Here is a 22,754-nt window from a genome sequence, read left to right as displayed (position 1 = left end):
TAGCCCGGCGCAGTGGCCGGGCAAACAATCAGGACGTTGGAATCTTCAGATTTTGACCTAGCATCACATTGGTCGATTTCAAATTATTCGCCTGCATAATCGCTTTCGGGCTAACACCGTAATGCGCAGCAATGCCCGTTAATGAATCACCTCGAACCACTTTATGACGTACCGGTTTTTGTGCGGCCGTCGTGCGGCTGGCTGCGGCGCTGGCGGGCACTTTTAAACGTTGGCCAACCCAAACTACATCACGCTTCAGGGTATTCATCTCACGCAACGTCGCCATGCTAACGCCATATTTTTCCGCAATCCCGGAAAGCGTTTCACCGCGTGTCACCGTATGACGCTGGGTAACGCCCGTGTACTGCGTTACGCCCGTGGCCGGATTACTGGCAACACTAATCGTCGGCTGCGAGCCGACTGGGCGGTTTTCCTCCTTTGGGACCGATTGTAGCGGGTGCGCCAGGAAATAAGTGCGCAGACCTTTATAGATCGACTGCGCAATTTTTTCCTGGTGTGCGCTACTGCCAAGCAGTCGCTCCTCCGAGGTATTACTGATAAAACCGGTTTCCACTAACAGTGAGGGAATATCCGGCGAACGCAGCACGCCAAGGCTGGCATGCTCAGGTAGACGCTTGTGAAGGGTTGCGACACCCCGCATCTGTTGCAATACTTTTACCGCGATGTCATATCCCACGCGTTGCGAATGACCAAATTGCAGATCAAGCACCGCCTGGCTGAGATAAGGATCGGCCTGACTGTTTGCCAGCAAATCGCCCGCGCCGCCGAGCAGTTCAGATTGCTTCTCTTTCTGTTCCAGCCAGTTCGCCATTTCGCTGTTAGCACGCCGATTCGACAACACCCAAACTGACGCACCGGTCGCCGCATGGCTTGGTGCCGCATCGGCGTGAATCGAAACCAGCACGTTAGCATTGGCTTTACGCGCTACATCCGAGCGCCCCATGACCGAAATAAAATAGTCACCGTCACGTGTCAGCACACCTTTGAACATCGGGTCATTGTTCAATAACACTTTCAGCTTGCGAGCGATCGCAATGGTGACATTCTTCTCTTTTAAGCCATTCTGCCCCATCGCGCCGGGATCCTGACCGCCATGCCCGGCATCAATCGCCACAATTACCGTATCGTTAAGACTGGATGCGGAGCCAGGCCGAACCGTGCTTGCAGTACTGGTTACAGCGGTCACCGGACTCGCATCGAAAGGATTGCGGGTTGAGGTGCTTTGTGTCGGAACGCGAGAAGGTGTTAGCGTGCGGGAAGGTGTGCTTCGTGTTGCAGGCCGCGTACCGTTGATGGTAAACACCACGTTGTAATTGTTGCCATTGCGCTGCGTCACTGCACGCGTTTTGCCTGGCTGCGTTAGCTCAAGCACCAACCGAACGCTTTGCTTATCTTTCGGCGTGCTGGTGCGGATGCGTTTAACGATGTTTTCGCCACTGAAATTCAGCGGTAAACCTTGAATAACGCCGCTTTGACGAATATCCAACACCACGCGATCGGGATTACGCAGCGGGAAGAAACCGTAAACCGGTTGGCCGGCAAAGCTAAGTGTCACCGTTGCCTGACTGTCGCCATTCGCCACTTTAATATCAGAAAGATTCGCGGCAAACAGCGGTGTGGCAACCAATAACAACAGTGTTACCAGCGCGATTTTCATCCGTGACATCATGCTTGATTCCTGCCTTGCTCAATCTCATCAATCCATGTTTGACCCAATGGCGATTGCGCCACCAGCTCAGCTTCACGTGCAGTGTCAACGTAGCGCAGCGTCAGTGCCAAATCGGGCGGCGGCAAAACGCCTGCGCCCTGCTGCGGCCATTCCACCAGGCAAATTGCGTCTCCCGTGAAATAATCACGAATTCCCATGAACTCAAGTTCCTCGGGATCGGCAAGACGATAAAGGTCGAAATGGTAAAGTGAGCGATCGCCCAAGATGTAAGGCTCAACCAGCGTATAGGTTGGACTTTTTACATTGCCTTGATGGCCTAACGCCTGCAGAAAACCACGGCTAAAGGTGGTTTTACCCGCCCCGAGATCGCCATACAAATAGATAACCGCCGCGCGGTGACATGCGCGAGCGAGTTGTGCACCCAATTCCAGCGTTGCCGCTTCGTCAGGCAGAGAAATAACACAGGTTTTCATGCTTTATTATTGATTCATCTCTGGATTAACAAACTGCCACAGCAGATCGAATAAGTCTGTCGCTAACATGCCGCGGGTGCCGCGTTTCGCTGCCACCGCATCGGCTGCAGCGCCATGCGCCACACAACCCGCACATGCCGCATCGAACAGCGCCAATTTTTGCCCCATCAGCGAGGCGATAATACCGCTCAGCACATCGCCCATTCCGCCTGAAGCCATCCCTGCGTTTCCTACATCGGCAAAAGCCATTTCACCCGCTTCGCTGGCGATAATCGTTCCCGCGCCTTTTAATACCACAACACCACCATAGCGATTTGCTAAAGCTTGCGCGGCATGTAAGCGGTCACTCTCAATTTCGCTGGTCTTTATTCCCAGCAGGCGAGCCGCTTCACCTGGATGTGGCGTAATGATGCGATTCTGACGTTTCTCCGCACTGATTGCCAGCAGGTTAAGAGCATCAGCATCCCAAAGCATCGGCTTTTCGCTTTCAGCGACGCTTTTCAGTGCCTTCTTACCCCAATCTCGCTGTCCTAAACCTGGGCCAATGGCAATCACATCTGCCCATTCCAGCGCCTCGCTCAACCGTTCATCGGTTAATTCATCTACCATAATTTCTGGCCGTGCAGTCAGAATCGGCGCGATGTTATCTTTGTGAGTGAGTACTCGCACTAAACCACTGCCGGTGCGCAGTGCAGCTTCTGAAGTCATGCGAATAGCGCCTGCGGTTCCTGCATCGCCACCCACGACCAGCAAACGTCCCTGATTGCCTTTATGTGAGGTAGGTTTACGTGGTTTCAACCAGTGTGACAAAAAGCAGGCGTCAAAACGTGCCATAGGTGCTGTTTCACCGGACAAATAGGCGCTCAAGCCTAAATCTGCATAATTCAGCTCGCCAATGTAATCGCGGGCTTTACCGGTGATTTGACCCGGTTTCAGCGCAATAAAGCTCAACGTATGGGTTGCATCAATGACATCGCCAGGCGCACTGCCGGTGGCGGCAGACAGACCGGACGGCATATCAATGGATAAAACCGGCGCAGCATGCCTGTTTGCCTGCTGAATCAAAGTGGCATAAGGTTCCGCTGGCGCCCGATTGATTCCAGTGCCCAATAGCGCATCAATAATGAGATCAACTTTTTCGGGCCAGCTCGCATCGGCCGCATGGATTTCTCCCCCCGCCTCAAGCCAGGCGTCACGCGCGGATTGTGCTTCTTCAGGAAGCGGCTTTTTCCCTTCACAGGCCAGCAGCGTAACCTGTTTTCCCGCCGCTTGTGCCAGCCGCGCCACCACATAACCATCACCACCATTGTTACCGTGACCGCACAAAATTAACCAGCTCTGCGCCTCAGGCCAATGGGTTTGACTGTGCTCATAGGCAGCCTGACCGGCGCGCAGCATCAGTTCATATAAGGTAATCCCGAGCGTATCGGCGCCTTCACGCTCTAGCTGCGCCAGTGCCTGCGCAGGCCAGACAGAATATGGTAAACTGCCCCTGTTTTTCTTCGAATCCTGGTTACTCATGTCATACCCTCTCGATCTTCATCAACTCGCTCAACACATTAAACAGTGGGGATTAGATCTCGGCTTTCAGCAGGTCGGCATTACCGATACCGATCTCAGCGCGGAAGAGCCGCGTCTGCAAGAGTGGCTGGATAAGCAATATCATGGCGAAATGGATTGGATGGCGCGCCACGGTATGATGCGTGCCCGGCCGCACGAGCTGTTGCCCGGGACACTGCGCGTCATCAGTGTTCGCATGAATTATCTTCCGGCAAAAGCCGCCTTTGCCAGTACGCTGAAAAATCCCCAACTGGGCTACGTCAGTCGTTATGCTTTGGGACGTGATTACCACAAAGTATTGCGCAATCGACTGAAAAAGCTCGGAGAAATGATCCAGGCACACTGCGGCGAGCTTAACTTCCGCCCGTTTGTTGATTCTGCGCCGCTGCTTGAACGCCCGCTCGCCGCCAAAGCGGGCTTGGGCTGGACCGGCAAACATTCACTGATTCTCAACCGGGAAGCGGGCTCATGGTTTTTCCTTGGCGAATTATTAATTGATCTGCCGTTGCCGATTGATGCGCCACAGGAAGAAAACTGCGGACGCTGCGTAGCCTGCATGACCATTTGCCCAACCAATGCGATTGTCGAACCCTACGTAGTGGATGCACGCCGCTGTATTTCCTATCTCACCATTGAGTTGGAAGGGGCGATCCCGGAAGAGTTCCGTCCGTTAATGGGCAACAGAATTTATGGCTGTGACGATTGCCAGCTGATCTGCCCATGGAATCGCTACGGGCAATTAAGTGATGAACCCGATTTTTCACCGCGAGCAGCGCTGCATGCGCCTGAGTTGATCGATCTTTTTGGCTGGGATGAAGCAAAATTTCTGCGTATTACCGAAGGTTCTGCCATTCGCCGGATTGGGCATTCCCGCTGGCTGCGTAATATTGCTGTCGCGTTAGGCAATGCACCCTGGTCAACGGAAGTGGTAGCAGCGTTACAACAGCGTCGGGGAGAACAGGCTTTGTTAGATGAGCATATTGAATGGGCATTACTACAGCAGCAGCAGAAACGTGAGCAGCTGGCTATTGAAGTGCAGCCGGCTCAACAAAAACGGCTGGTTCGTGCAGTGGAGAAAGGATTACCGCGTGATGCATGATTGAGCAACATGCTAGTCAAAAAAGTTTTTCCACACCTTGTGAATAAAAATAAAAAGCTGTTGTCATTCAAACGACATAACATTATCAAGTCGCTTAAATAACAAATTGAAATATTTTCATTAACTTATTATTCAATAGGTTACGCTGAAATTGTGTTTATTTAAGAATTGAGCTATCGCTTGGCTTGCTAATCAAAGCTGTGGATAACTCTGTTTAAAAGAGTTTTGTAGATCGCTGTGAATGGCATAGATGACGGCGTGTAGCGCTGTGGATAACCTTTAGAAAAGCATCGACAGCAATAACAATCAACGTGTTATATAACTGGCTGATTTTATGTCATCAAAAAAAATTTGGAGCGGGAAACGAGACTCGAACTCGCGACCCCGACCTTGGCAAGGTCGTGCTCTACCAACTGAGCTATTCCCGCATAGAAGGGTACTGCAACTGCTAAACACATTTTGGAGCGGGAAACGAGACTCGAACTCGCGACCCCGACCTTGGCAAGGTCGTGCTCTACCAACTGAGCTATTCCCGCAAAGAGGATACTGCTACTGCTAAAAAAATTTGGAGCGGGAAACGAGACTCGAACTCGCGACCCCGACCTTGGCAAGGTCGTGCTCTACCAACTGAGCTATTCCCGCGCCTTGTACCGTTAATAAATTCTTCACCGGTACGGGGTGCGCATTATACGAGAAATCGTTGCTGCTGCAAGTGCCTGAAAGCAAAATTTTTCGCTTTCGATGCGTTTGCTGATTAAATCAACAAACTGGCGATTTCCTGCGCACCGCCTGACGCTTAAAGCTGCAAAAAGTGCTCGCGGTAATAAACCAGCTCGGCAATGGATTCACGAATATCATCCAGCGCCTGATGCGTTCCGGTTTTTTTGAAGCCTGGCAAAATACCCGGCTTCCAGCGACGCGCTAACTCTTTCAGGGTGCTGACATCCAGATAGCGGTAATGGAAGTAGGCTTCCAGTTCCGGCATGTATTTGAACAGGAAGCGACGATCCTGCCCAATGCTGTTACCACAAATAGGCGAAGTATTGGCTGGCACCCATTTTTTCAAAAACTCAATGGTCGCCAACTCTGCCGACCGATCGTCAAATTCGCTGGCTTTTACGCGCTCAACCAAACCGCTGTTGGTATGGGTACGCACGTTCCACTCATCCATCAGCGCCAGTTGTGCATCAGACTGACGCACCGCCATCACCGGGCCTTCTGCCAGGATGTTCAAATCGGCATCGGTCACGATGGTCGCGATTTCAATAATACGATCGCGTTCCGGATCGAGGCCGGTCATCTCAAGATCAATCCAGATCAGATTGTTTTCATTTCCAGTAGCCATGCTGTTACCTGCCGTTGCTGTAGTCGTCATTAACTGTGATTAGGGTGTATCATAGACGTTTTGCCCAGCGGGGCGAAACCAGGCGAAAGCCGTGTGAGGGTTAGTGAGCAAAAATAAACTGTCGAAAGGTCAACAACGTCGCGTAAGTGCTAACCACGATCGTCGTCTTAATCAGCGGAAAGATCGCCCGGAAGCTGACGACAATCTGTTTGGTGAAGCTGCTGATGGCGTGGTGGTCAGCCGTTTCGGGATGCATGCCGACGTCGAAGACAGTGCGGGCATCGCCCATCGTTGTAACATTCGCCGCACCATCCGTTCATTAGTGACCGGCGATCGCGTTTTATGGCGTCCTGCCCACAGCGGTGGCAAAGGGATCGTCGAAGCGGTGCATGAACGCACCAGCGTATTGACCCGTCCCGATTTTTACGATGGCGTAAAACCCATCGCTGCCAATATCGATCAAATCATTATTGTTTCGGCGATTCTGCCAGAGCTGTCGCTTAACATTATCGATCGTTATCTGGTCGCCAGTGAAACGCTGGATATTGAGCCGCTGTTGGTGCTGAACAAAACCGACCTGCTGGACGAAAAGGCACGCGCCTTTGTTGATGAGCAGATGGATATCTATCGCCAGATTGGCTACCGCGTGTTGATGGTGTCCAGTCGGGCAAAAAACGGCCTTGATGAACTGCAGGAAGCGCTGAACGATCGCGTCAGCATTTTTGCCGGCCAATCGGGTGTGGGTAAATCCAGCCTGCTGAATGCGCTGCTCGGCCTTGATCGCGAAGAGCAAACGGCCATTCTGACCAAAGATGTTTCAGATGCCTCCGGCCTCGGCCAGCACACCACCACCGCTTCACGTATGTATCACTTTCCCAATGGCGGCGATGTGATCGATTCACCGGGCGTGCGCGAGTTTGGTTTATGGCATCTTGAGCCGGAACAAATCACCCGTGGGTTTGTCGAATTCCGTGAGTTTCTTGGCGATTGCAAATTCCGTGATTGCAAGCATGACACCGATCCGGGTTGCGCTATCCGCGAAGCGGTAGAAGCAGGTAAAATTAACATTTCCCGTTTCGAGAACTATCACCGCATTTTGGAAAGCATGGCGCAGGTAAAGACGCGTAAAAACTTCGCCAGCGAAGAATAACGGCCGGTATTCGCCATCTGACCGGGGCGCTGCTACAATCCGCCCCCATTTTTCTTAACGTCACGATAAATAGCCAGGAGGCTAAGGTGTTTGATCGTTTAAAACTCGGCTTGAATCATGTTCTCCCGAAAAAATGGCTGACTGAACTTGCCGGTTGGGGCGCCAGTCGCCGCGGTGGTTGGTTGACCAAACTGGTCATCGACATCTTCGTCTGGTTCTACAAAGTTGACATGGCGGAAGCGCGCAAAACTGATACCGCTAGCTACCGCACTTTCAACGATTTCTTTGTTCGCCCGTTGAAAGATGACGCGCGCCCGATTGACCTTGATGCAAACCTGATCGCCCTGCCCGCCGATGGCGCAATTAGCCAGCTTGGCCATATTGATGGCAATCAGATTTTTCAGGCTAAAGGCCATCATTACACCCTCGAAGCACTGCTGGCCGGTAATGAGCAGATGGCGGCGAAGTTCCGCGATGGCGAGTTTGTAACGACTTATCTGGCACCGCGTGATTATCACCGTGTACATATGCCGTGCAATGGCATCCTGCGCGAAATGATTTACGTGCCAGGCGATCTCTATTCAGTAAACCCGCTTACCGCGCGCAACATTACCAATCTTTTTGCTCGCAACGAGCGCGTCATCTGCTATTTCGAGACGGATATTGGCCCAATGGTGCAGATCCTGGTGGGTGCCACCATTGTCGGCAGCATTGAAACTGTGTGGGCAGGTACCATTACGCCGCCGCGTGAAGGTGTGATTAAACGTTGGCACTATCCTGCGGCTGATGATGAAGGCGCAGTGGTGTTATTGAAAGGTCAGGAAATGGGCCGCTTCAAGCTGGGCTCGACGGTCATTAACTTGTTCGCACCAGGCCGCATAAAACTGGCAGAAAGCCTGGAAGCTGAAAGTAAAACACGTTTGGGCCAACCGCTGGCGATGACGCTACCGATGGCGCCCCACGTTTCTGACGTTATCGTCGACTAAATTGAGTGTTCCCTTTGCGTTCGATCCTCTTCTTGCTGCTGAGCCTGTGGCTCAGCACCTCAGCCTTGGCGGCCAGCGTTCCGGAAGCCAGTTCTTTAAAACAGCAGCTGGAAGAGGCGAAAGCCGCTAAAAGCTCTCCGGCACAGGCGGAACAGATTCAGTCGCTTGAAGCTGCGCTAAATTCCCTTTCTGAACGTGATGAATCACTGGAACGGGCCCGGCAGTATCAGCAAGTTATTGATGACTTCCCGCGCCTTTCCCGTGAAATACGCCAGCAAATTGCCTCGCTAAACGACAGTCCTAAAACTCTTCGAACGACGATGAGCAGCGCTGAATTGGATCAAGAGATCCTGCAGGTCAGCAGCCAGTTGCTGGAAGAGGGACGGCAAGCTCAGCAGGAGCAAGATCGCGCGCGTGAAATCAGTGACTCCCTCTCTCAACTGCCGCAGGATCAGACAGAAGCGCGTCGCGCCATGACTGAAAGTGAGCGTCGTTTGCAAAGCGCAGGCAACGGCGGCACCACGCCGCAATCACAGACGCAATTGGCCGCACGTCAGGCAGAAAATGCCGCGAACAAAGCGCGCGTTGATGAGATAGAGCTGGCACAGCTGTCAGCCAATAATCGCCAGGAGCTGGCACGCATGCGCGCGGATGCGCATCAACGCAAAGCCGCGCAGTTAGATAACTATCTTCAGTTACTGCGTAATCAGCTCAACGACCAGCGCCAGCGCGAAGCTGAACTGGCGTTAGCGCGGACAGAGCAGTTGGCGGAAAACAGTGGCGATCTCCCGCCATCAATCAGCGATCAGTTCCGGGTTAACCGCGATCTTTCCGGTGCGCTGAATCAGCAGGCGCAGCGTATGGATTTGGTGGCTTCGCAACAGCGACTGGCTACCAATCAAATTATTCAGGTGCGTCAGGCGCTCACCACGTTACGCGAGCAGTCGCAATGGCTGGGTGCATCGAGCTTACTGGGCGAAGCGTTGCGGGCTCAGGTTGCCCGCTTACCGGAGATGCCGAAGTCTCAACAGATTGATAACGAGATGGCGCAGCTGCGGGTGCAGCGCCTCTATTATGAAGATTTGCTGGAACGTCAGGATGCGTTGCGTAAAGCGCATCAGGCCGATGGACAGCCTTTCACCAATGATCAAAAACGTATTCTTGATGCGCAGCTGAAAACCCAGCGCGAACTGCTGAATTCGCTGATCTCCGGCTGCGATACCTTGATCCTTGAAATCACCAAGCTGAAGGTCGCTAACACGCAGCTTCAGGATGCGTTAACAGAAGTCAAAGACGCGACACATCGCTACCTTTTCTGGACTGCCGACGTCAGCCCCATTAGTTTGAGTTATCCGCTGGAGCTGGCTAAGGATCTGTCGCGTCTGCTGTCGCTCGACACCTTAGGCCAGCTCGGCAAAGCGCTGGCGATGATGTTTACCAGCCGTGCCACGGTGCTGCCTATTATCGGCGCGTTTTTATTGGTGGGTTTCAGTATTAGTTCACGCCGTCATTTCAACGGCTTCCTTGATCGCTCTGCCAGCAAAGTCGGCAAGGTAACGCAGGATCGTTTTCGCCTGACGATTCGCACCGTGTTTTGGTCGATTCTGGTGGCGTTACCGCTGCCGGTATTATGGGGCGCGCTGGGATATGGTTTGCAAAATGCCTGGCCTTATCCGATCGCAGTTGCGATTGGCGATGGCATTACCGCCACACTGCCGCTGCTGTGGGCGTTTATGATCAGCGCTGCGTTTGCACGTAAAAACGGTTTGTTTATTGTGCACTTCCGCTGGCCCCAGAGCCGCGTGGCGCGCGCAATGCGTTATTACTCGCTGAGTATCGGCCTGATTGTGCCGCTGATTATGCTGCTGATCGCCTTTAGCAACCTCGAGGATCGCCAGTTCTCCTCCTCGCTAGGCCGCCTCTGTTTTATCCTGATCTGTGGTGCAATCAGCCTGGTTACCGTTAGCCTGAAACGCGCCGGTATTCCGTTACATCTGGATAAAGAAGGCAACGGCGAAAACATCATTAACCGCGTGTTGTGGAATTTGATGATTGCGATCCCCCTGCTCGCTGCCCTCGCCTCGGCGATTGGTTATCTGGCGACCGCGCAGGCGCTGTTGGCACGTCTGGAAACCTCAGTAGCGATCTGGTTCCTGTTGCTGATCATTTACCACATTATTCGTCGCTGGATGTTGATTCAGCGCCGTCGCCTCGGCTTTGATCGTGCCCGCGCACGCCGTGCCGATATACTGGCAAACCGCGCGCGCAGCGAAGAAGAGAAAGAGCAAGGCGCGCAAAATGTGGATGCGATTGAGATAGAAGAACCGGTCATTGATCTTGATGCCATTAGTGCGCAATCGTTGCGGCTGGTGCGTTCTATTCTCACCTTGATTGCTTTGGTTTCGGTGATTGTCCTGTGGTCAGAAATTCATTCGGCCTTCGGCTTCCTTGAGAATATCCGTCTGTGGGATGTGAACACGTCTATACAAGGCGTCGAGAGCATTCAACCGATCACGCTTGGCTCAGTATTGATTGCGATCCTGGTGTTTATTATCACCACGCAGCTGGTACGTAATATGCCCGCACTGTTGGAGTTGGCTCTGCTACAACACCTTGATCTTACGCCTGGCACCGGTTACGCCATTACCACGCTAACCAAATATGTGTTGCTGTTAATTGGTGGCCTGCTGGGTTTCTCATTGATTGGTATTGAGTGGTCGAAACTGCAGTGGCTGGTCGCCGCACTCGGTGTTGGATTGGGCTTTGGTTTGCAGGAGATTTTCGCCAACTTTATTTCTGGCCTGATTATTCTGTTTGAAAAACCTATTCGCATCGGTGATACCGTGACAATTCGCGATCTCACCGGCAGCATCACCCGAATCAATACCCGCGCGACCACCATTACCGATTGGGACCGCAAAGAGATTATCGTGCCTAACAAAGCGTTCATTACCGAGCAGTTTGTTAACTGGTCCTTGTCAGATTCAGTAACACGTGTGGTGTTAACCATTCCAGCGCCTGCGAAAGTGAGCAGTGAAGAGGTTACGACCATTTTGAAACAGGCCGCCGAGCGCTGCAGTTATGTTCTGGATACTCCGCCACCAGAAGCATTCCTGGTTGATTTACAACAGGGAATTCAACTGTTTGAATTGCGTGTTCATGCCGCTGAGATGGGGCATCGCATGCCGCTGCGCCATGAATTGCATCAGCTCATCCTGCAAGGCTTTGACCAGCACGGCATTGAAATGCCCTTCCCTCCATTCCAGATGCGAATGGAAACGTTGGGCAAGAAAGCGCCAGCGACCAATGGCGCGCCCGCGTCACGTAATTTCAAATCAGGTGGTTTGTAGAAAAAGATTTGTAGCGACAAAGTATAAAAAAAACGCCCGGTTAAGCCGGGCGTTTTCCTGTTTATCTCACGCTTACGCTTACTGCTTCACAAACTCTTCACCCTGCGCGATATCTTTCTTCAGGGTTTCTAACATGCCATCCAGTGCCTGCTGTTCAAAACTGCTTAAGTTACCCAATGGCTTGCGTTCAGCGACGCCATTTTTCCCCAGCAGCAGCGGTTGTGAGAAAAAGCGCGCATATTCCCCATCGCCTTCGACATAGGCACATTCCACCACGTTCTCTTCGCCTTGTAAGGCGCGTACCAGTGACAAGCCAAGGCGCGCTGCCGCTTGTCCCATTGATAACGTTGCTGAACCACCACCCGCTTTGGCTTCTACCACTTCAGTACCTGCATTCTGAATGCGTTTGGTTAAGTCCCTGACTTCCTGATCGCTAAAGCTGACGCCTTTAACCTGTGACAGCAGCGGCAGAATAGTCACGCCCGAATGCCCACCGATGACCGGAACTTCGATATCGCCCGGCGATTTGCCTTTTAGTTCAGCAACAAAAGTATTGGCGCGAATGATATCGAGCGTAGTGACACCAAACAGGCGGTTTTTATCATACACGCCATGTTTTTTAAGCACTTCAGCGGCAATGGCTACCGTAGTGTTGACGGGATTAGTGATGACGCCAATTAACGCTTTAGGTGCAGTTTGAGCAACCTGATCAATCAGGTTACGGACAATGCCCGCGTTGACGTTAAACAGGTCAGCGCGATCCATGCCAGGCTTACGTGCCACACCTGCAGAAATTAATACTACGTCAGCGCCTGTCAGGGCTGGCGTGGCATCTTCTCCACTGAAACCTTGAATTTTTACCGCAGTAGGAATATGGCTGAGATCGACAGCGACGCCAGGCGTAACCGCGGCGATATCATAAAGGGTGAGTTCTGAACCCGCAGGAAGCTGCGTTTTGAGTAAGAGTGCGAGCGCTTGGCCAATGCCACCTGCAGCACCGAGGACGGCAACTTTCATTCGTGACTCCTTATTAAGGTGGGGCAGAGAAGAGCCGAAATTCCATCTGAGTCAGACCTTAATCAACAGCTCAGGCGATGACGATTATCCGCGCTCATTCTACGTGCTAACGCGCTTAATCTCCGGATTCAATAATTACTTATCATCTCATTACCTGAATGACCGACAACTTCGCCGTCTGCAGACAGAGAACGGCTGTGTTCGTTATCTGTTGCTACATCTCCAATAGTATAACAACTTTGCAACCTTTGCCCTGATGCGTCATAAAGCGCGGTTTTGGTCTGAACAAAAATCTTTGCTATTATCCACGCCCGCTGGCCGCTTCAGATAGCTCACTTGCCAACCAATTGAATAAAAATTCATTTAAATGCATAATCATCGCTCTGCCGTGGGCTGAATCCCGGTTATTCCCCTTTTTTATTGGTAACCTATGCGAAACCCATCCAAACAAGACGATCTGATTAAGGCCTTTAAAGCCTTATTAAAAGAAGAAAAGTTCAGTTCCCAAGGCGAGATTGTTCAGGCGCTGCAGGATGAAGGCTTCGAGAATATTAACCAGTCAAAGGTTTCTCGTATGCTCACCAAGTTTGGCGCAGTGCGTACTCGCAACGCCAAAATGGAGATGGTTTACTGTTTACCTGCAGAATTAGGCGTGCCCACCACCACCAGTCCACTGAAAAATTTGGTGCTGGATATCGATTACAACGATGCGCTGGTGGTGATTCATACCAGTCCCGGCGCGGCTCAGTTGATTGCACGCTTGCTGGACTCCTTAGGAAAATCAGAAGGTATTCTTGGCACTATTGCAGGTGATGACACCATCTTTATCACCCCTGCCCGCGCCTTCACAGTTAAACAACTGCACGACGCTATTCTGGTTTTATTCGAACAAGAGCTTTAAACCCCGCTTTGGCTGCCGGCAGTTAACCTGCCGGTTACGCGTTCTTTTCTCTCTGTTACACAAGAAACTCAAATTTTTTATTAAAATTCAATATATTGACATTAAAGCGCTTCATATTTAGCGCTGCGCGAAAATGGTTAAACCTTTGCGCCAACTTACCCTTTTGCGCTATTTTACACTGCTTTACATCACAGACTTAGCGTCATTACCCAGATCTAAATCAACCTGCAGCCATATCGACCACTACTTTTCGCACAAAAAGATAAAGTGATGCATGTCACTGTTTTAACATGAAATTAACCACCCAAGCTCATTTTATAACCACTTTTTATAACTTAAGGTTATTAAAATATGTCATAAGGATAAAGAATCGCAAAAAAACATTATTAGCAGAGTATTAATTTCTTCCGTTATTAGTTCTATACTTGTTTTCGTGATGCGAATCACACAAACAAAAAGATAAAAACAGACGACGAGGAAATATATATGAACGTTAAAACCACTATCGCCACCCTGAGTATTCTATCTGCCCTGTCATTTGGTGCTGTTGCAGCTGATTCTATCAATACTTCGCAAGCGCAAAATTTGCAGTCCGTTGGCACCATAAGTGTTAGCGGTGTCGCTGGCTCGCCAATGGATATCAACCAGAAGCTGAGTGATAAAGCCGATCAGCAAGGCGCAAAAGCCTATCGTGTGATTGAGGCTTACAACAACGGCAACTACCACGCGACGGCTGAACTTTACAACTAAGTTCAGGCGACAAGACAACAGATAACGGGCGGCCTTTTTGAAGCGCGCATATGCACTTCGGGTTGCCACCTCAAATTTCAGGAGAGTGAATCATGAAAACCAAATTAACCCTTGCCGTATTAAGTCTGGCTTCTGTTCTGTCATTTGGCGCTAGCGCTGCCAGCTTGGTTTCAAATCAACAGGCGCAGACTCTACAGCCTATGAATCAAACCATTACCGTAAGTGGTCGTGATGGTGATCAGACGAATATCCGTGAAGTGCTTTCTGAGAAAGCCGATGCGCAAGGTGCCAGCCACTATCGTGTTATCGAGAACAATCAAGACAACACCTATCACGTGACAGCTGAGCTGTATAAATAATTAACCGAACCGGTGTTTAAACGACACCTGACACATATCAACGACCCGCTTCATCTTTGAATTCCGCAGGTTGTTGATTGTAATGAGGAGACGAATTATGAAAATCAAAGCAACCATCGCTACAGTGAGCCTGCTTTCAGTTATCGCTTTTGGCGCATCTGCTGCCCAGCTAGTGACTGAACAGCAAGCACAAAATATGCAGCCTGCGGGAACCATCACCATTAGTGGTACGGCTGGCGCACCAATGGATTATCGTGCGCAGCTTTCTCAGAAAGCCGATGAGCAAGGTGCCAGCGCTTATAAAGTGATTGAAGCACGTACCGGTGATAATTATCACCTCACCGCTGAGCTCTATAAATAATTCCTCGTCAGTTTCTTGACGAACCCTTTGGCCCCGCTCGTCGGGGCCCTTTTTCGTTGTTATTTGACATTGAAATGGAGTTGACCTTCCAGCTCCTCTTCTGCTTCATCAAATAATAAAATTAGCGCGCCGTAGCGTCTTTTCTGTCCCTTGCCTAAGTTTACAAATTCGATGTGTAGCGGCATAGGCAATATTTCACCCGTGACAACTTCCCATAATCCATCCAGATCACAGATACGCCGATCTTCCAAAGCAAAACGTTCGCTGAACTGGCGAAAGAAATGGGCTTGATCAACGATCTCATTAAAGTCAAAACACTCGTTTTTCATGCGGACATCTCCCATCCTCCCACTACGGACGACCGCTTTCGTCGTCCGTAGTGATGAAACTAGTTCAGACCGCCCAGATGCAGCGCTTTGATTTCCAGGTATTCTTCCATGCCAAGCACCGATCCTTCGCGCCCTAATCCAGACTCTTTAACGCCGCCAAACGGCGCCAGTTCAGTTGATACCGCGCATTCATTAATACCAATCATGCCGCTTTCCAGCGCGGCTGAAACGCGGAAAACGCGCTGCAAATTCTGCGTATAGAAGTAGGCAGCCAGGCCAAACTCTGTGTCATTAGCGCGGCGAATAACGTCATCTTCATCATCAAAGCGGAAGCATGCTGCCACAGGACCAAACGTCTCTTCCTGTGCCAGTTTCATCCCTTCATGCGCCTCAGTAATGACCGTGGGTTGCCAGAAATTGCCACCCAATGCGTGACGTTCTCCTCCCACCAGTACTTTGCCGCCTTTAGCTATCGCGTCTTTAACATGCTGTTCTACTTTTTCTACTGCTGAAGACTCAATCAACGGTCCAACAATCACACCCTCTTCCATACCATTGCCTACTTTAAGTTTTTTCACTTCGTCGGCGAGTTGGTTAACAAAGCGGTCGTAAACGGCATTATGGATATAAAAGCGATTGACGCTGACGCAGACCTGCCCGGCATTGCGAAACTTATTGGCAATCGCGCCCTGTACCGCTGCATCAATATCTGCATCATCAAACACGATGTAAGGCGCGTTGCCGCCCAGCTCCATCGACACTTTTTTCATGGTTTCGGCGGCGTTACGCATCAGCAGCTTGCCGACTTCCGTGGAGCCGGTGAAAGAGATCTTGCGCACCACTTTGCTGGCCATGATCGCGTCGCTGATAGCATGTGTGTCGCCAGCGACAGCATTCAATACGCCATCCGGCACGCCCGCTTTTTTTGCCAACGCCAGCAAGGCAAACGCACTCAACGGCGTGTTATTTGCGGGTTTAATAATACCGGTACAGCCCGCTGCCAGTGCGGGTCCCAGCTTGCGCGTCAGCATTGCCATGGGGAAATTCCATGGCGTGATAGCGGCCACCACACCAATCGGTTCACGTGTAGCAAGAATGCGCGATCCCGCTTTGGCCGGAGGAATAATTTCACCATTTGCACGCTTGGCCTGCTCAGCAAACCACTGAATAAAACTGGCGGCATATTCCACTTCGCCTTCGGCTTCTTTTACAGGCTTACCTTGTTCAGCCGTCATTAGCTGACCAAGCCAGTGTTTGTTCTCAATCATCAGCTGATACCAGCGATTAAGAATGTCTGCGCGGGCTTTAGCCGTTTGCGCTCGCCAGGCAGGAAAGGCGCGTTCAGCCGCAGCAATCGCCTGTTCGGTTTCGCTTTTCCCTGCTTTTGCGACCTGCGCTATTACCTCGCCTGTAGCGGGATTGGTCACGTCAAAGGTGGCGGCAGCGTGATGCCATTTGCCATCAGCCAGGTAGCCGGTCTGAAACAGTTCGCTGTCTTGTAGTGAAGTACTCATTGATTCGCTCCTGTCAGTTTCACTTTCCGTTAAGAAAGTATAGTTGGCAAAAGCGACAGGTTTTATGAAGGAATGGCATTGCGCAGGCCGCTGCGGTACGCAGCGGCCAGTTTCAGATTTGGATGAGCGTATTCTGGTATTTACTTAACATCAGCGCCAGCCGTTTTACCGGCTCAGTGACGCTAGCTGGCGCTTCGTACTGCTGCAATTTTTCTTGATATACATCCAGTTCTTGCAGCAAACGCTCAAAGTAATAACGCCGCTTGTCATCGCTGCTGGCAGAGATCACCCGATCAGCGGTATAGCGAAGCTGGCGATGATAGGCCGATAAGTCAGCATTAACCGGCACTTCTGCATTACGTAGACGCTGATGACCGATAATCAACGTGAGCGCGATGCGGTACTTATCTATATCGCCAGGAAACAGATTCAACAGTAGAAAGAGTTGCTGATAGAGCGCAGGCAGGTGGTTTTCACGACGTCGTGCCTGATTGGTGGTCATCGCTGATACGGCTGCATACATGAAGCGGTTCAACAATTTGCGACCGGTGCGCTCTTTTGATTTATCGCGAATCAGCAGAATTACCATCATCGCCACAAAACAACCAATGACCTGGCCCAGCACGTTATCGAGGAAAACGTTGAACTCGAACTGCATCGGATTATCCAGCACCAGCACGTTGATGGTGCCGATCAGCGCACCCAGCGTACCCAACTGGCGTCGCTGAACAAAGATACCGCCGATGAAACCCAGCAATCCAATGGCAATACACAACAGGAGCGCGCTTTGCTGGGTGCCCGGCAACACATACATAAAGTAGAGTGCACCCAATGGCACCGCCACCGTCATGCCATACAGAAAGTCTTTGGCCATCATCAACGGATTTGGCATACGCATCGCCAGCGCGGTAATGACTGCCAGCATCACCATGCAGCCGCTACCAGAAGTCCATCCGGTATAGAGCCAAAACAACGAGCCCAGCGCCGTTGCTACAAAGGTACGGATACCGTTGATCATTGCATGATGCGTTTCTGCTGATCGTGCCTGAATCACTACCTCACGCTGTAAAATCTCCTCTTCCAGCGCGGTGATACGACTATTACTTCTGATGCCGTTGATCAACAGCAAATATTCTGTGGCTGCGCCGACCCAGCTCGCCAGCGTGAGCGGCGAGGTTTTACTGCTGACGCCCAGCACCCGACGCATAATCTTCATACGCTGGTGCACGTCTTCGACGCTTTCAACCTCTTTTTCAATCAGCAAACGATACTGCGGCGCGATGTAATCTGGTCGGGCGTTTTGTATCAAAAACGTTTCCGCCGCTTGGGTAATCAGCGTCAGCGATAAGGTATTCAGCATTTGCAGGCGGCGATTAGCGTTCTGCCAGCGCGAAGATTCCATCATCAGCTGGCTGCGCATGCTGTTAAGTGCAGTGGTACGACGCACCAAGGCGGCCCACGCTTTATCCACTTCTTCTTTATCACCATGTGCAACGCAGAGTTGCAGCAATTTGTAGTGCGCCACCAGCAGTGAATCAACTTCCTGATCGATCACTTTTTTAATCGATCGCGGTGAGAAGATCATGTCGGCGAGGATCGCACACAAGATCCCTAAAACGATTTCGCTGCAACGCTCTACGGCATATTGCGGTGCTAACGTCAGGCCGCCGCTGGCATCCGCAGTAACCACGATAATCAACGCGGTATACCCGGCTAATCCCAGCGCATAAGAATTTTCAACTTTAATCAGCGAGGAGAGCCAAACGCATAAACCGGCCCAGATGCAGCACAGTAGTAGCATCACCACCGGCGCACGCACGGTCGCAATCATGATGGTTAGCGCAGCGATACAACCAATGAAAGTACCGATAATACGGAGGATGCCGCGATAGCGCAGCGCGCCAGAATAGGGATCGCCACCTGCAGCAAAGGCGGTGCCGCCAGCGACAATCCCTGCGGTCATCACCGCCCAGCGTGGCGTTTCAAGATTGAGGTGAAAGCCGATCATCAACGCTGCGACCAGCGCGAAACTGAGCTTTACCGGGAAACGCAGAAACTCAATCATAACCCTTAACCGAACTCACGCAGGCGATTGAACAGCTTGCTCATCGGCGAGGCATTGGTATGTTGGCGATCCTCTTTTCCGGTGATAACCACTGTTGCGGTGGTGCCCGCCGGGAAACGATTACCGGGCTGCTGATCGAGACGAATACGTACCGGCACACGTTGTGCCAAACGTACCCATTCAAGATTTGAATCCACGGTTGCCATACCTTTGGTATCTACCGAACTGCTGCTGTTTGTCACACCCGCGGCAACGCTGTCTACCGTGCCGCGTAACACCACGTTACTGCCTAAAGGTGTGACTTCTGCGCGGAAACCTTGCTGAACGCCGTGCAGCTTGGTCTCTTCCAGATATGCCAGCACATAGAACGAATGTTGCTGCACCAGCGCCACCGCGACTGAGCCGCGCGTGATGTATTCACCTTCAAAAACGTTAAGGTTGGTTACCCAACCGTCAGACGGTGCCTTGATCGTGGTGCGGTCGAGATCAATTTTCGCCAGATCGCGCGTAGCAATGGATTTCGCTAACTGATGCTCGCTGGTTTGCAGATCGTTGTTGGCTTGATCAATCGCTTCACGCGACATCGCAGAAGTGCCCAGCTGATTACGTCGTCCAGCTTCACGGCGTTTTTCGCTGACCAACGCCTGATAATACTCAACATCCGCCTGGGATTGATCCAACGCCTTTTGATAGCGCGGGCGATCCACCACAAACAGCGTGTCACCCTTCTTCACTAACTGGTTGTCGTGAATCGGGACATCTGTGATCAAACCAGTGACATCGGGTGAGATCGCTACGATATCGGCTGAGAATTTGGCATCACGCGTCCACGGCGATTCGGTGTAAAACACCCAAGCGCGAAAAATGATGATGACTGCGATGATGACTAACAGAATGGTAATCGCGTAACGCGCGATTTTTCTTATGAGCGTTTTCACTTAAACCTCAGACAAATAGACGGGATACAAGGTAAAACACACAGCAGTAAAGTGCTGTATTAAAAAGTGCCGGATGCCAGACAAGATCGTAAATACCGCTGGGCGTCAGCACACGCTTCACCAACCAGAACAGCATCAGTGAAATAATCAGTTCAATGAAAACGGGCGGAAAAGAGAGCCCAAACATGACAAATACCGGAAGCACACTCATCAGAAATCCTTAGTTCGACCTTGCCGGGATAATCCGTTGCCTAATTGAACCCATTAATGTTATCGAAGATAACAAACAGCTGAACACCACATCCGAACCACGGATGGCTTAATAATAGCGTATCATCGGGTGATATCAGGCAATGAAGAATCACCGGGTAATACCCCGGCGCGCATATAGTAACGCGCTTGACTATACGTTTTCTACCGAATGTGATCTAAATCACTTTTTAGCCAGAGTAAACAATGGAACGACTAAAAGGCATGTCCATTTTCGCCAAAGTGGTTGAAATGGGTTCTTTTACCGCCGCTGCACGTCAACTTCATCTTAGCGTTTCGTCTATCAGTCAAATTGTTGCGAAACTGGAAGATGAGCTGCAGGTTAAACTTCTTAATCGCAGCACGCGCAGTATTGGACTGACTGAAGCAGGAAAAATTTATTATCAAGGCTGTCGCCGTATGCTGGCAGAAGCGATGCAGGTTCATGAGCAGCTTTATGCCTTCAATAATACGCCCATTGGTGTACTGCGCATCGGCAGTTCATCCACCATGGCGCAGAACGTTCTCGCCGGCATGACCAGCGATATGCTGCGTGAATATCCCGGGCTTAGCGTTAATTTGGTCACCGGTATTCCCGCGCCAGACTTAATAGCGGATGGGCTGGACTTAGTGATTCGTGTCGGTGCATTGAAAGATTCCAGCCTGTTCTCCCGCCGCCTTGGCGCTATGCCAATGGTGGTCTGTGCAGCAAAAAGTTATCTGGCGCAGCAGGGAACGCCGGAAAAACCCAGCGATATCGATAACTTTGCCTGGCTGGAATACAGCGTGCGGCCTGACAACAATTTCGAGTTAATCGCCCCGGAAGGTTTGGTTACGCGGTTATCACCGCAGGGACGTTTCGTCACTAATGATTCACTGACGTTGATTCGCTGGTTAAAAGCGGGCAATGGCATCGCTTACGTGCCAATGATGTGGGTAATTGAAGAGATTAAAGCAGGCGAGATCGATATTTTATTTCCGCAGTATCAATCCGATCCGCGTCCGGTTTATGCGTTATATACCGAAAAAGATAAACTGCCGCTTAAGGTACAGGTCTGTATCGATTATCTGACAGAGTATTTTGAACAGGTCGCCGAGCAGTATCAGCAGCACCGTAAAAGCTAACAACCCGCCGGGTGGCGGGTTGTTTTTAACACATCAGGCGGTGCCGCCGATGGTGAGCTTGTCGAGTTTCAACGTGGGCTGACCTACGCCAACAGGCAGGCTTTGGCCTTCTTTACCGCAAACGCCAACACCTTTATCCAGTGCCAGATCATTACCGACCATGGAAATCTGCTGCATAGCTTCAATGCCAGAACCGATCAGCGTCGCGCCTTTCACCGGTTTAGTCACTTTACCCTTTTCAATCAGATAGGCTTCCGACGTTGAGAACACAAATTTCCCGGACGTGATATCGACCTGACCACCACCGAAGTTTGGCGCATACAAGCCGTACTCAACGCTTTCAATGATCTCTTGCGGGGTCGATTTACCCGCCAGCATGTAGGTGTTTGTCATACGCGGCATAGGCAGATGCGCATAGGATTCACGTCGACCATTGCCGGTTGGCTTCACACCCATTAAGCGCGCATTGAGCTTGTCCTGCATGTAACCTTTCAGCACGCCGTTTTCGATCAGCACATTGTATTGGCCAGGCACACCTTCATCGTCAATTGCCAGCGAACCGCGCAGGCCATCAATCGTGCCGTCATCAACCACGGTACAGAGATCGGAGGCGACCAGTTGCCCCATTTTACCGCTGAACACAGACGTACCGCGGCGGTTGAAATCACCTTCCAGACCATGTCCAACAGCTTCGTGTAACAGCACGCCCGGCCAGCCTGCGCCCAACACCACCGGCAAGGTGCCAGCAGGTGCGGCGACGGCAGAAAGATTAACTAACGCCATGCGTACCGCTTCACGTGCCCAGGCATCAGCACGTACGTCACCGTTTTCATCGGCGAGGAAAAATTCATAACCTGTGCGACCACCGCCACCGCTTGAGCCACGCTCGCGCTTGCCGTTGTCTTCCACCTGAACACTGATAGAAAGACGGACCAGCGGACGGACATCCGCCGCCAGCGTGCCGTCGGTTGCGGCCACCAACACTTGCTCGTAAACACCACTCAGGCTGGCGCTGACTTCCTGCACGCGCGCATCGGCAGCACGCGCAACCTGGTCAACACGGTGCAGCAGTGCAATTTTGTCTTCACGCGTCAGACTATCCAACGGATTAGTCGGTGCATAGAGCGAGCGGTTTATCACCGCTGACAGCGTATGCGCTTTGCCATCACCTTGCTCACGCACGATACTGCGTGCTGCTTCAGACGACAGACGCAGCGCATTCAAAGTGATTTGATCAGCATAGGCGAAACCGGTTTTCTCACCGCTAACCGCGCGCACGCCAACACCTTGATCAATATGGTAGGAGCCATCTTTAATGATTTTGTCTTCCAGCACCCAGGATTCGTGGAAACTGGACTGAAAATAGAGATCGGCATAATCCAGACGACGTTCTGAAAGCTGCCCTAACAGGGAAAAAAGGTCCTGCTGATTAATGCTGTTAGCAGTTAGCAACTGCTCACTTACCAGGTTCAGAGTCATCGTTTCTCACTCAT

At 51.3% G+C, this 22,754-nt stretch carries 20 protein-coding genes and 3 tRNA genes; 9 read left to right on the top strand and 14 right to left on the bottom strand.

The window, feature by feature from the left end; all coding sequences use genetic code 11:
• Window positions 1-28: 28 nt before the first annotated feature.
• From amiB to nnr, 3 genes are read right to left on the bottom strand one after another with little or no spacing between them, the layout of a single operon-like run.
• Entirely contained in the window at window positions 29-1,690 is a 1,662-nt protein-coding gene (gene amiB, locus MUG06_RS12980) for an N-acetylmuramoyl-L-alanine amidase AmiB (RefSeq protein ID WP_215845472.1), read from the bottom strand.
• The gene (gene tsaE / locus MUG06_RS12975) at window positions 1,687-2,163 is read right to left on the bottom strand and encodes a tRNA (adenosine(37)-N6)-threonylcarbamoyltransferase complex ATPase subunit type 1 TsaE (RefSeq protein ID WP_215845471.1); all 477 of its coding nucleotides are present in this window, start codon (window positions 2,161-2,163) and stop codon (window positions 1,687-1,689) included. Before tsaE ends, amiB begins: the two co-directional genes overlap by 4 nt.
• Before the next feature lie 6 nt (window positions 2,164-2,169).
• A complete protein-coding gene (gene nnr, locus MUG06_RS12970) occupies window positions 2,170-3,684 on the bottom strand; it encodes a bifunctional ADP-dependent NAD(P)H-hydrate dehydratase/NAD(P)H-hydrate epimerase (RefSeq protein ID WP_243078840.1) in 1,515 nt (504 codons plus the stop codon).
• On the opposite strand from nnr, the gene queG reads away from it, so the two are divergent.
• Window positions 3,683-4,822: a tRNA epoxyqueuosine(34) reductase QueG gene (queG, locus tag MUG06_RS12965; RefSeq protein WP_215845470.1), complete on the top strand. Its 1,140-nt coding sequence runs from the start codon at window positions 3,683-3,685 to the stop codon at window positions 4,820-4,822. The two genes, nnr and queG, sit on opposite strands and share 2 nt — an antisense overlap.
• A gap of 352 nt (window positions 4,823-5,174) precedes the next feature.
• On the opposite strand, the gene MUG06_RS12960 is transcribed toward queG, so the two are convergent.
• The 4 genes from MUG06_RS12960 to orn form a co-directional block, all read right to left on the bottom strand.
• Window positions 5,175-5,250 (bottom strand) — tRNA-Gly (locus MUG06_RS12960).
• Window positions 5,251-5,282: 32 nt separating this feature from the next.
• Window positions 5,283-5,358: transfer RNA gene (locus MUG06_RS12955), tRNA-Gly, on the bottom strand.
• Between the two features lie 30 nt (window positions 5,359-5,388).
• Window positions 5,389-5,464, bottom strand: a tRNA-Gly gene (locus MUG06_RS12950).
• 154 nt (window positions 5,465-5,618) lie between these two features.
• Window positions 5,619-6,167, bottom strand: coding sequence for an oligoribonuclease (orn, locus tag MUG06_RS12945; protein WP_215845469.1), 549 nt, complete (start codon window positions 6,165-6,167; stop codon window positions 5,619-5,621).
• Between the two features lie 103 nt (window positions 6,168-6,270).
• Between orn and rsgA the strand changes: the two genes are divergently transcribed.
• The 3 genes from rsgA (at window position 6,271) to mscM (ending at window position 11,653) form a co-directional block, all read left to right on the top strand.
• Window positions 6,271-7,317, top strand: a complete 1,047-nt coding sequence (gene rsgA, locus MUG06_RS12940; protein ID WP_215845468.1) for a small ribosomal subunit biogenesis GTPase RsgA — start codon at window positions 6,271-6,273, stop codon at window positions 7,315-7,317.
• An 86-nt stretch (window positions 7,318-7,403) separates the two neighbouring features.
• Window positions 7,404-8,303 (top strand): archaetidylserine decarboxylase, encoded by a 900-nt coding sequence (asd, locus tag MUG06_RS12935; RefSeq protein ID WP_243078839.1) that lies wholly within the window; start codon window positions 7,404-7,406, stop codon window positions 8,301-8,303.
• A gap of 14 nt (window positions 8,304-8,317) precedes the next feature.
• Window positions 8,318-11,653: a miniconductance mechanosensitive channel MscM gene (mscM, locus tag MUG06_RS12930; RefSeq protein WP_243078838.1), complete on the top strand. Its 3,336-nt coding sequence runs from the start codon at window positions 8,318-8,320 to the stop codon at window positions 11,651-11,653.
• Window positions 11,654-11,731: 78 nt separating this feature from the next.
• On the opposite strand, the gene mdh is transcribed toward mscM, so the two are convergent.
• Window positions 11,732-12,670, bottom strand: coding sequence for a malate dehydrogenase (mdh, locus tag MUG06_RS12925; RefSeq protein WP_215845465.1), 939 nt, complete (start codon window positions 12,668-12,670; stop codon window positions 11,732-11,734).
• A gap of 430 nt (window positions 12,671-13,100) precedes the next feature.
• Between mdh and argR the strand changes: the two genes are divergently transcribed.
• The 4 genes from argR to yhcN (MUG06_RS12905) all read left to right on the top strand — a co-directional run bounded on the left by argR (window position 13,101) and on the right by yhcN (MUG06_RS12905) (window position 15,041).
• Complete coding sequence (gene argR / locus MUG06_RS12920) at window positions 13,101-13,571, top strand: transcriptional regulator ArgR (protein WP_215845464.1); 471 nt, start codon at window positions 13,101-13,103, stop codon at window positions 13,569-13,571.
• Window positions 13,572-14,057: 486 nt separating this feature from the next.
• Window positions 14,058-14,321: a peroxide/acid stress response protein YhcN gene (gene yhcN / locus MUG06_RS12915; protein ID WP_215845463.1), complete on the top strand. Its 264-nt coding sequence runs from the start codon at window positions 14,058-14,060 to the stop codon at window positions 14,319-14,321.
• Window positions 14,322-14,413: 92 nt separating this feature from the next.
• Entirely contained in the window at window positions 14,414-14,680 is a 267-nt protein-coding gene (locus tag MUG06_RS12910) for a YdgH/BhsA/McbA-like domain containing protein (protein ID WP_215845462.1), read from the top strand.
• 97 nt (window positions 14,681-14,777) lie between these two features.
• Window positions 14,778-15,041 carry a peroxide/acid stress response protein YhcN gene (yhcN, locus tag MUG06_RS12905; RefSeq protein WP_215845461.1) on the top strand — a complete coding sequence of 88 codons (264 nt, stop codon included), beginning with the start codon at window positions 14,778-14,780 and terminating at the stop codon, window positions 15,039-15,041.
• 59 nt (window positions 15,042-15,100) lie between these two features.
• Here the strand turns inward: yhcN (MUG06_RS12905) and MUG06_RS12900 are convergent, their stop codons facing one another.
• The 5 genes from MUG06_RS12900 to aaeX form a co-directional block, all read right to left on the bottom strand.
• Complete coding sequence (locus tag MUG06_RS12900) at window positions 15,101-15,370, bottom strand: hypothetical protein (protein ID WP_215845460.1); 270 nt, start codon at window positions 15,368-15,370, stop codon at window positions 15,101-15,103.
• Between the two features lie 59 nt (window positions 15,371-15,429).
• Window positions 15,430-16,884, bottom strand: coding sequence for an NAD-dependent succinate-semialdehyde dehydrogenase (locus MUG06_RS12895; protein WP_243078837.1), 1,455 nt, complete (start codon window positions 16,882-16,884; stop codon window positions 15,430-15,432).
• A gap of 112 nt (window positions 16,885-16,996) precedes the next feature.
• A complete protein-coding gene (gene aaeB, locus MUG06_RS12890) occupies window positions 16,997-18,949 on the bottom strand; it encodes a p-hydroxybenzoic acid efflux pump subunit AaeB (RefSeq protein ID WP_243078836.1) in 1,953 nt (650 codons plus the stop codon).
• Window positions 18,950-18,954: 5 nt separating this feature from the next.
• Complete coding sequence (gene aaeA, locus MUG06_RS12885) at window positions 18,955-19,887, bottom strand: p-hydroxybenzoic acid efflux pump subunit AaeA (RefSeq protein ID WP_215845458.1); 933 nt, start codon at window positions 19,885-19,887, stop codon at window positions 18,955-18,957.
• Window positions 19,888-19,894: 7 nt separating this feature from the next.
• Window positions 19,895-20,098, bottom strand: a complete 204-nt coding sequence (gene aaeX / locus MUG06_RS12880; protein WP_031375118.1) for a p-hydroxybenzoic acid efflux pump operon protein AaeX — start codon at window positions 20,096-20,098, stop codon at window positions 19,895-19,897.
• A 245-nt stretch (window positions 20,099-20,343) separates the two neighbouring features.
• Between aaeX and aaeR the strand changes: the two genes are divergently transcribed.
• Entirely contained in the window at window positions 20,344-21,261 is a 918-nt protein-coding gene (aaeR, locus tag MUG06_RS12875; RefSeq protein WP_215845457.1) for an HTH-type transcriptional activator AaeR, read from the top strand.
• A 33-nt stretch (window positions 21,262-21,294) separates the two neighbouring features.
• Here aaeR and tldD read toward each other — a convergent pair whose 3' ends face one another.
• Complete coding sequence (gene tldD / locus MUG06_RS12870; RefSeq protein ID WP_215845456.1) at window positions 21,295-22,740, bottom strand: metalloprotease TldD; 1,446 nt, start codon at window positions 22,738-22,740, stop codon at window positions 21,295-21,297.
• Between the last annotated feature and the right edge of the window lie 14 nt (window positions 22,741-22,754).

Origin of the sequence: Pantoea sp. MQR6 (assembly GCF_022761075.1) — a bacterium.
Lineage (GTDB): Bacteria > Pseudomonadota > Gammaproteobacteria > Enterobacterales > Enterobacteriaceae > Pantoea > Pantoea phytostimulans.
The sequence above is the reverse complement of the archived record's forward strand: the minus strand, read 5'-3'. Positions and strand labels throughout refer to the sequence as shown.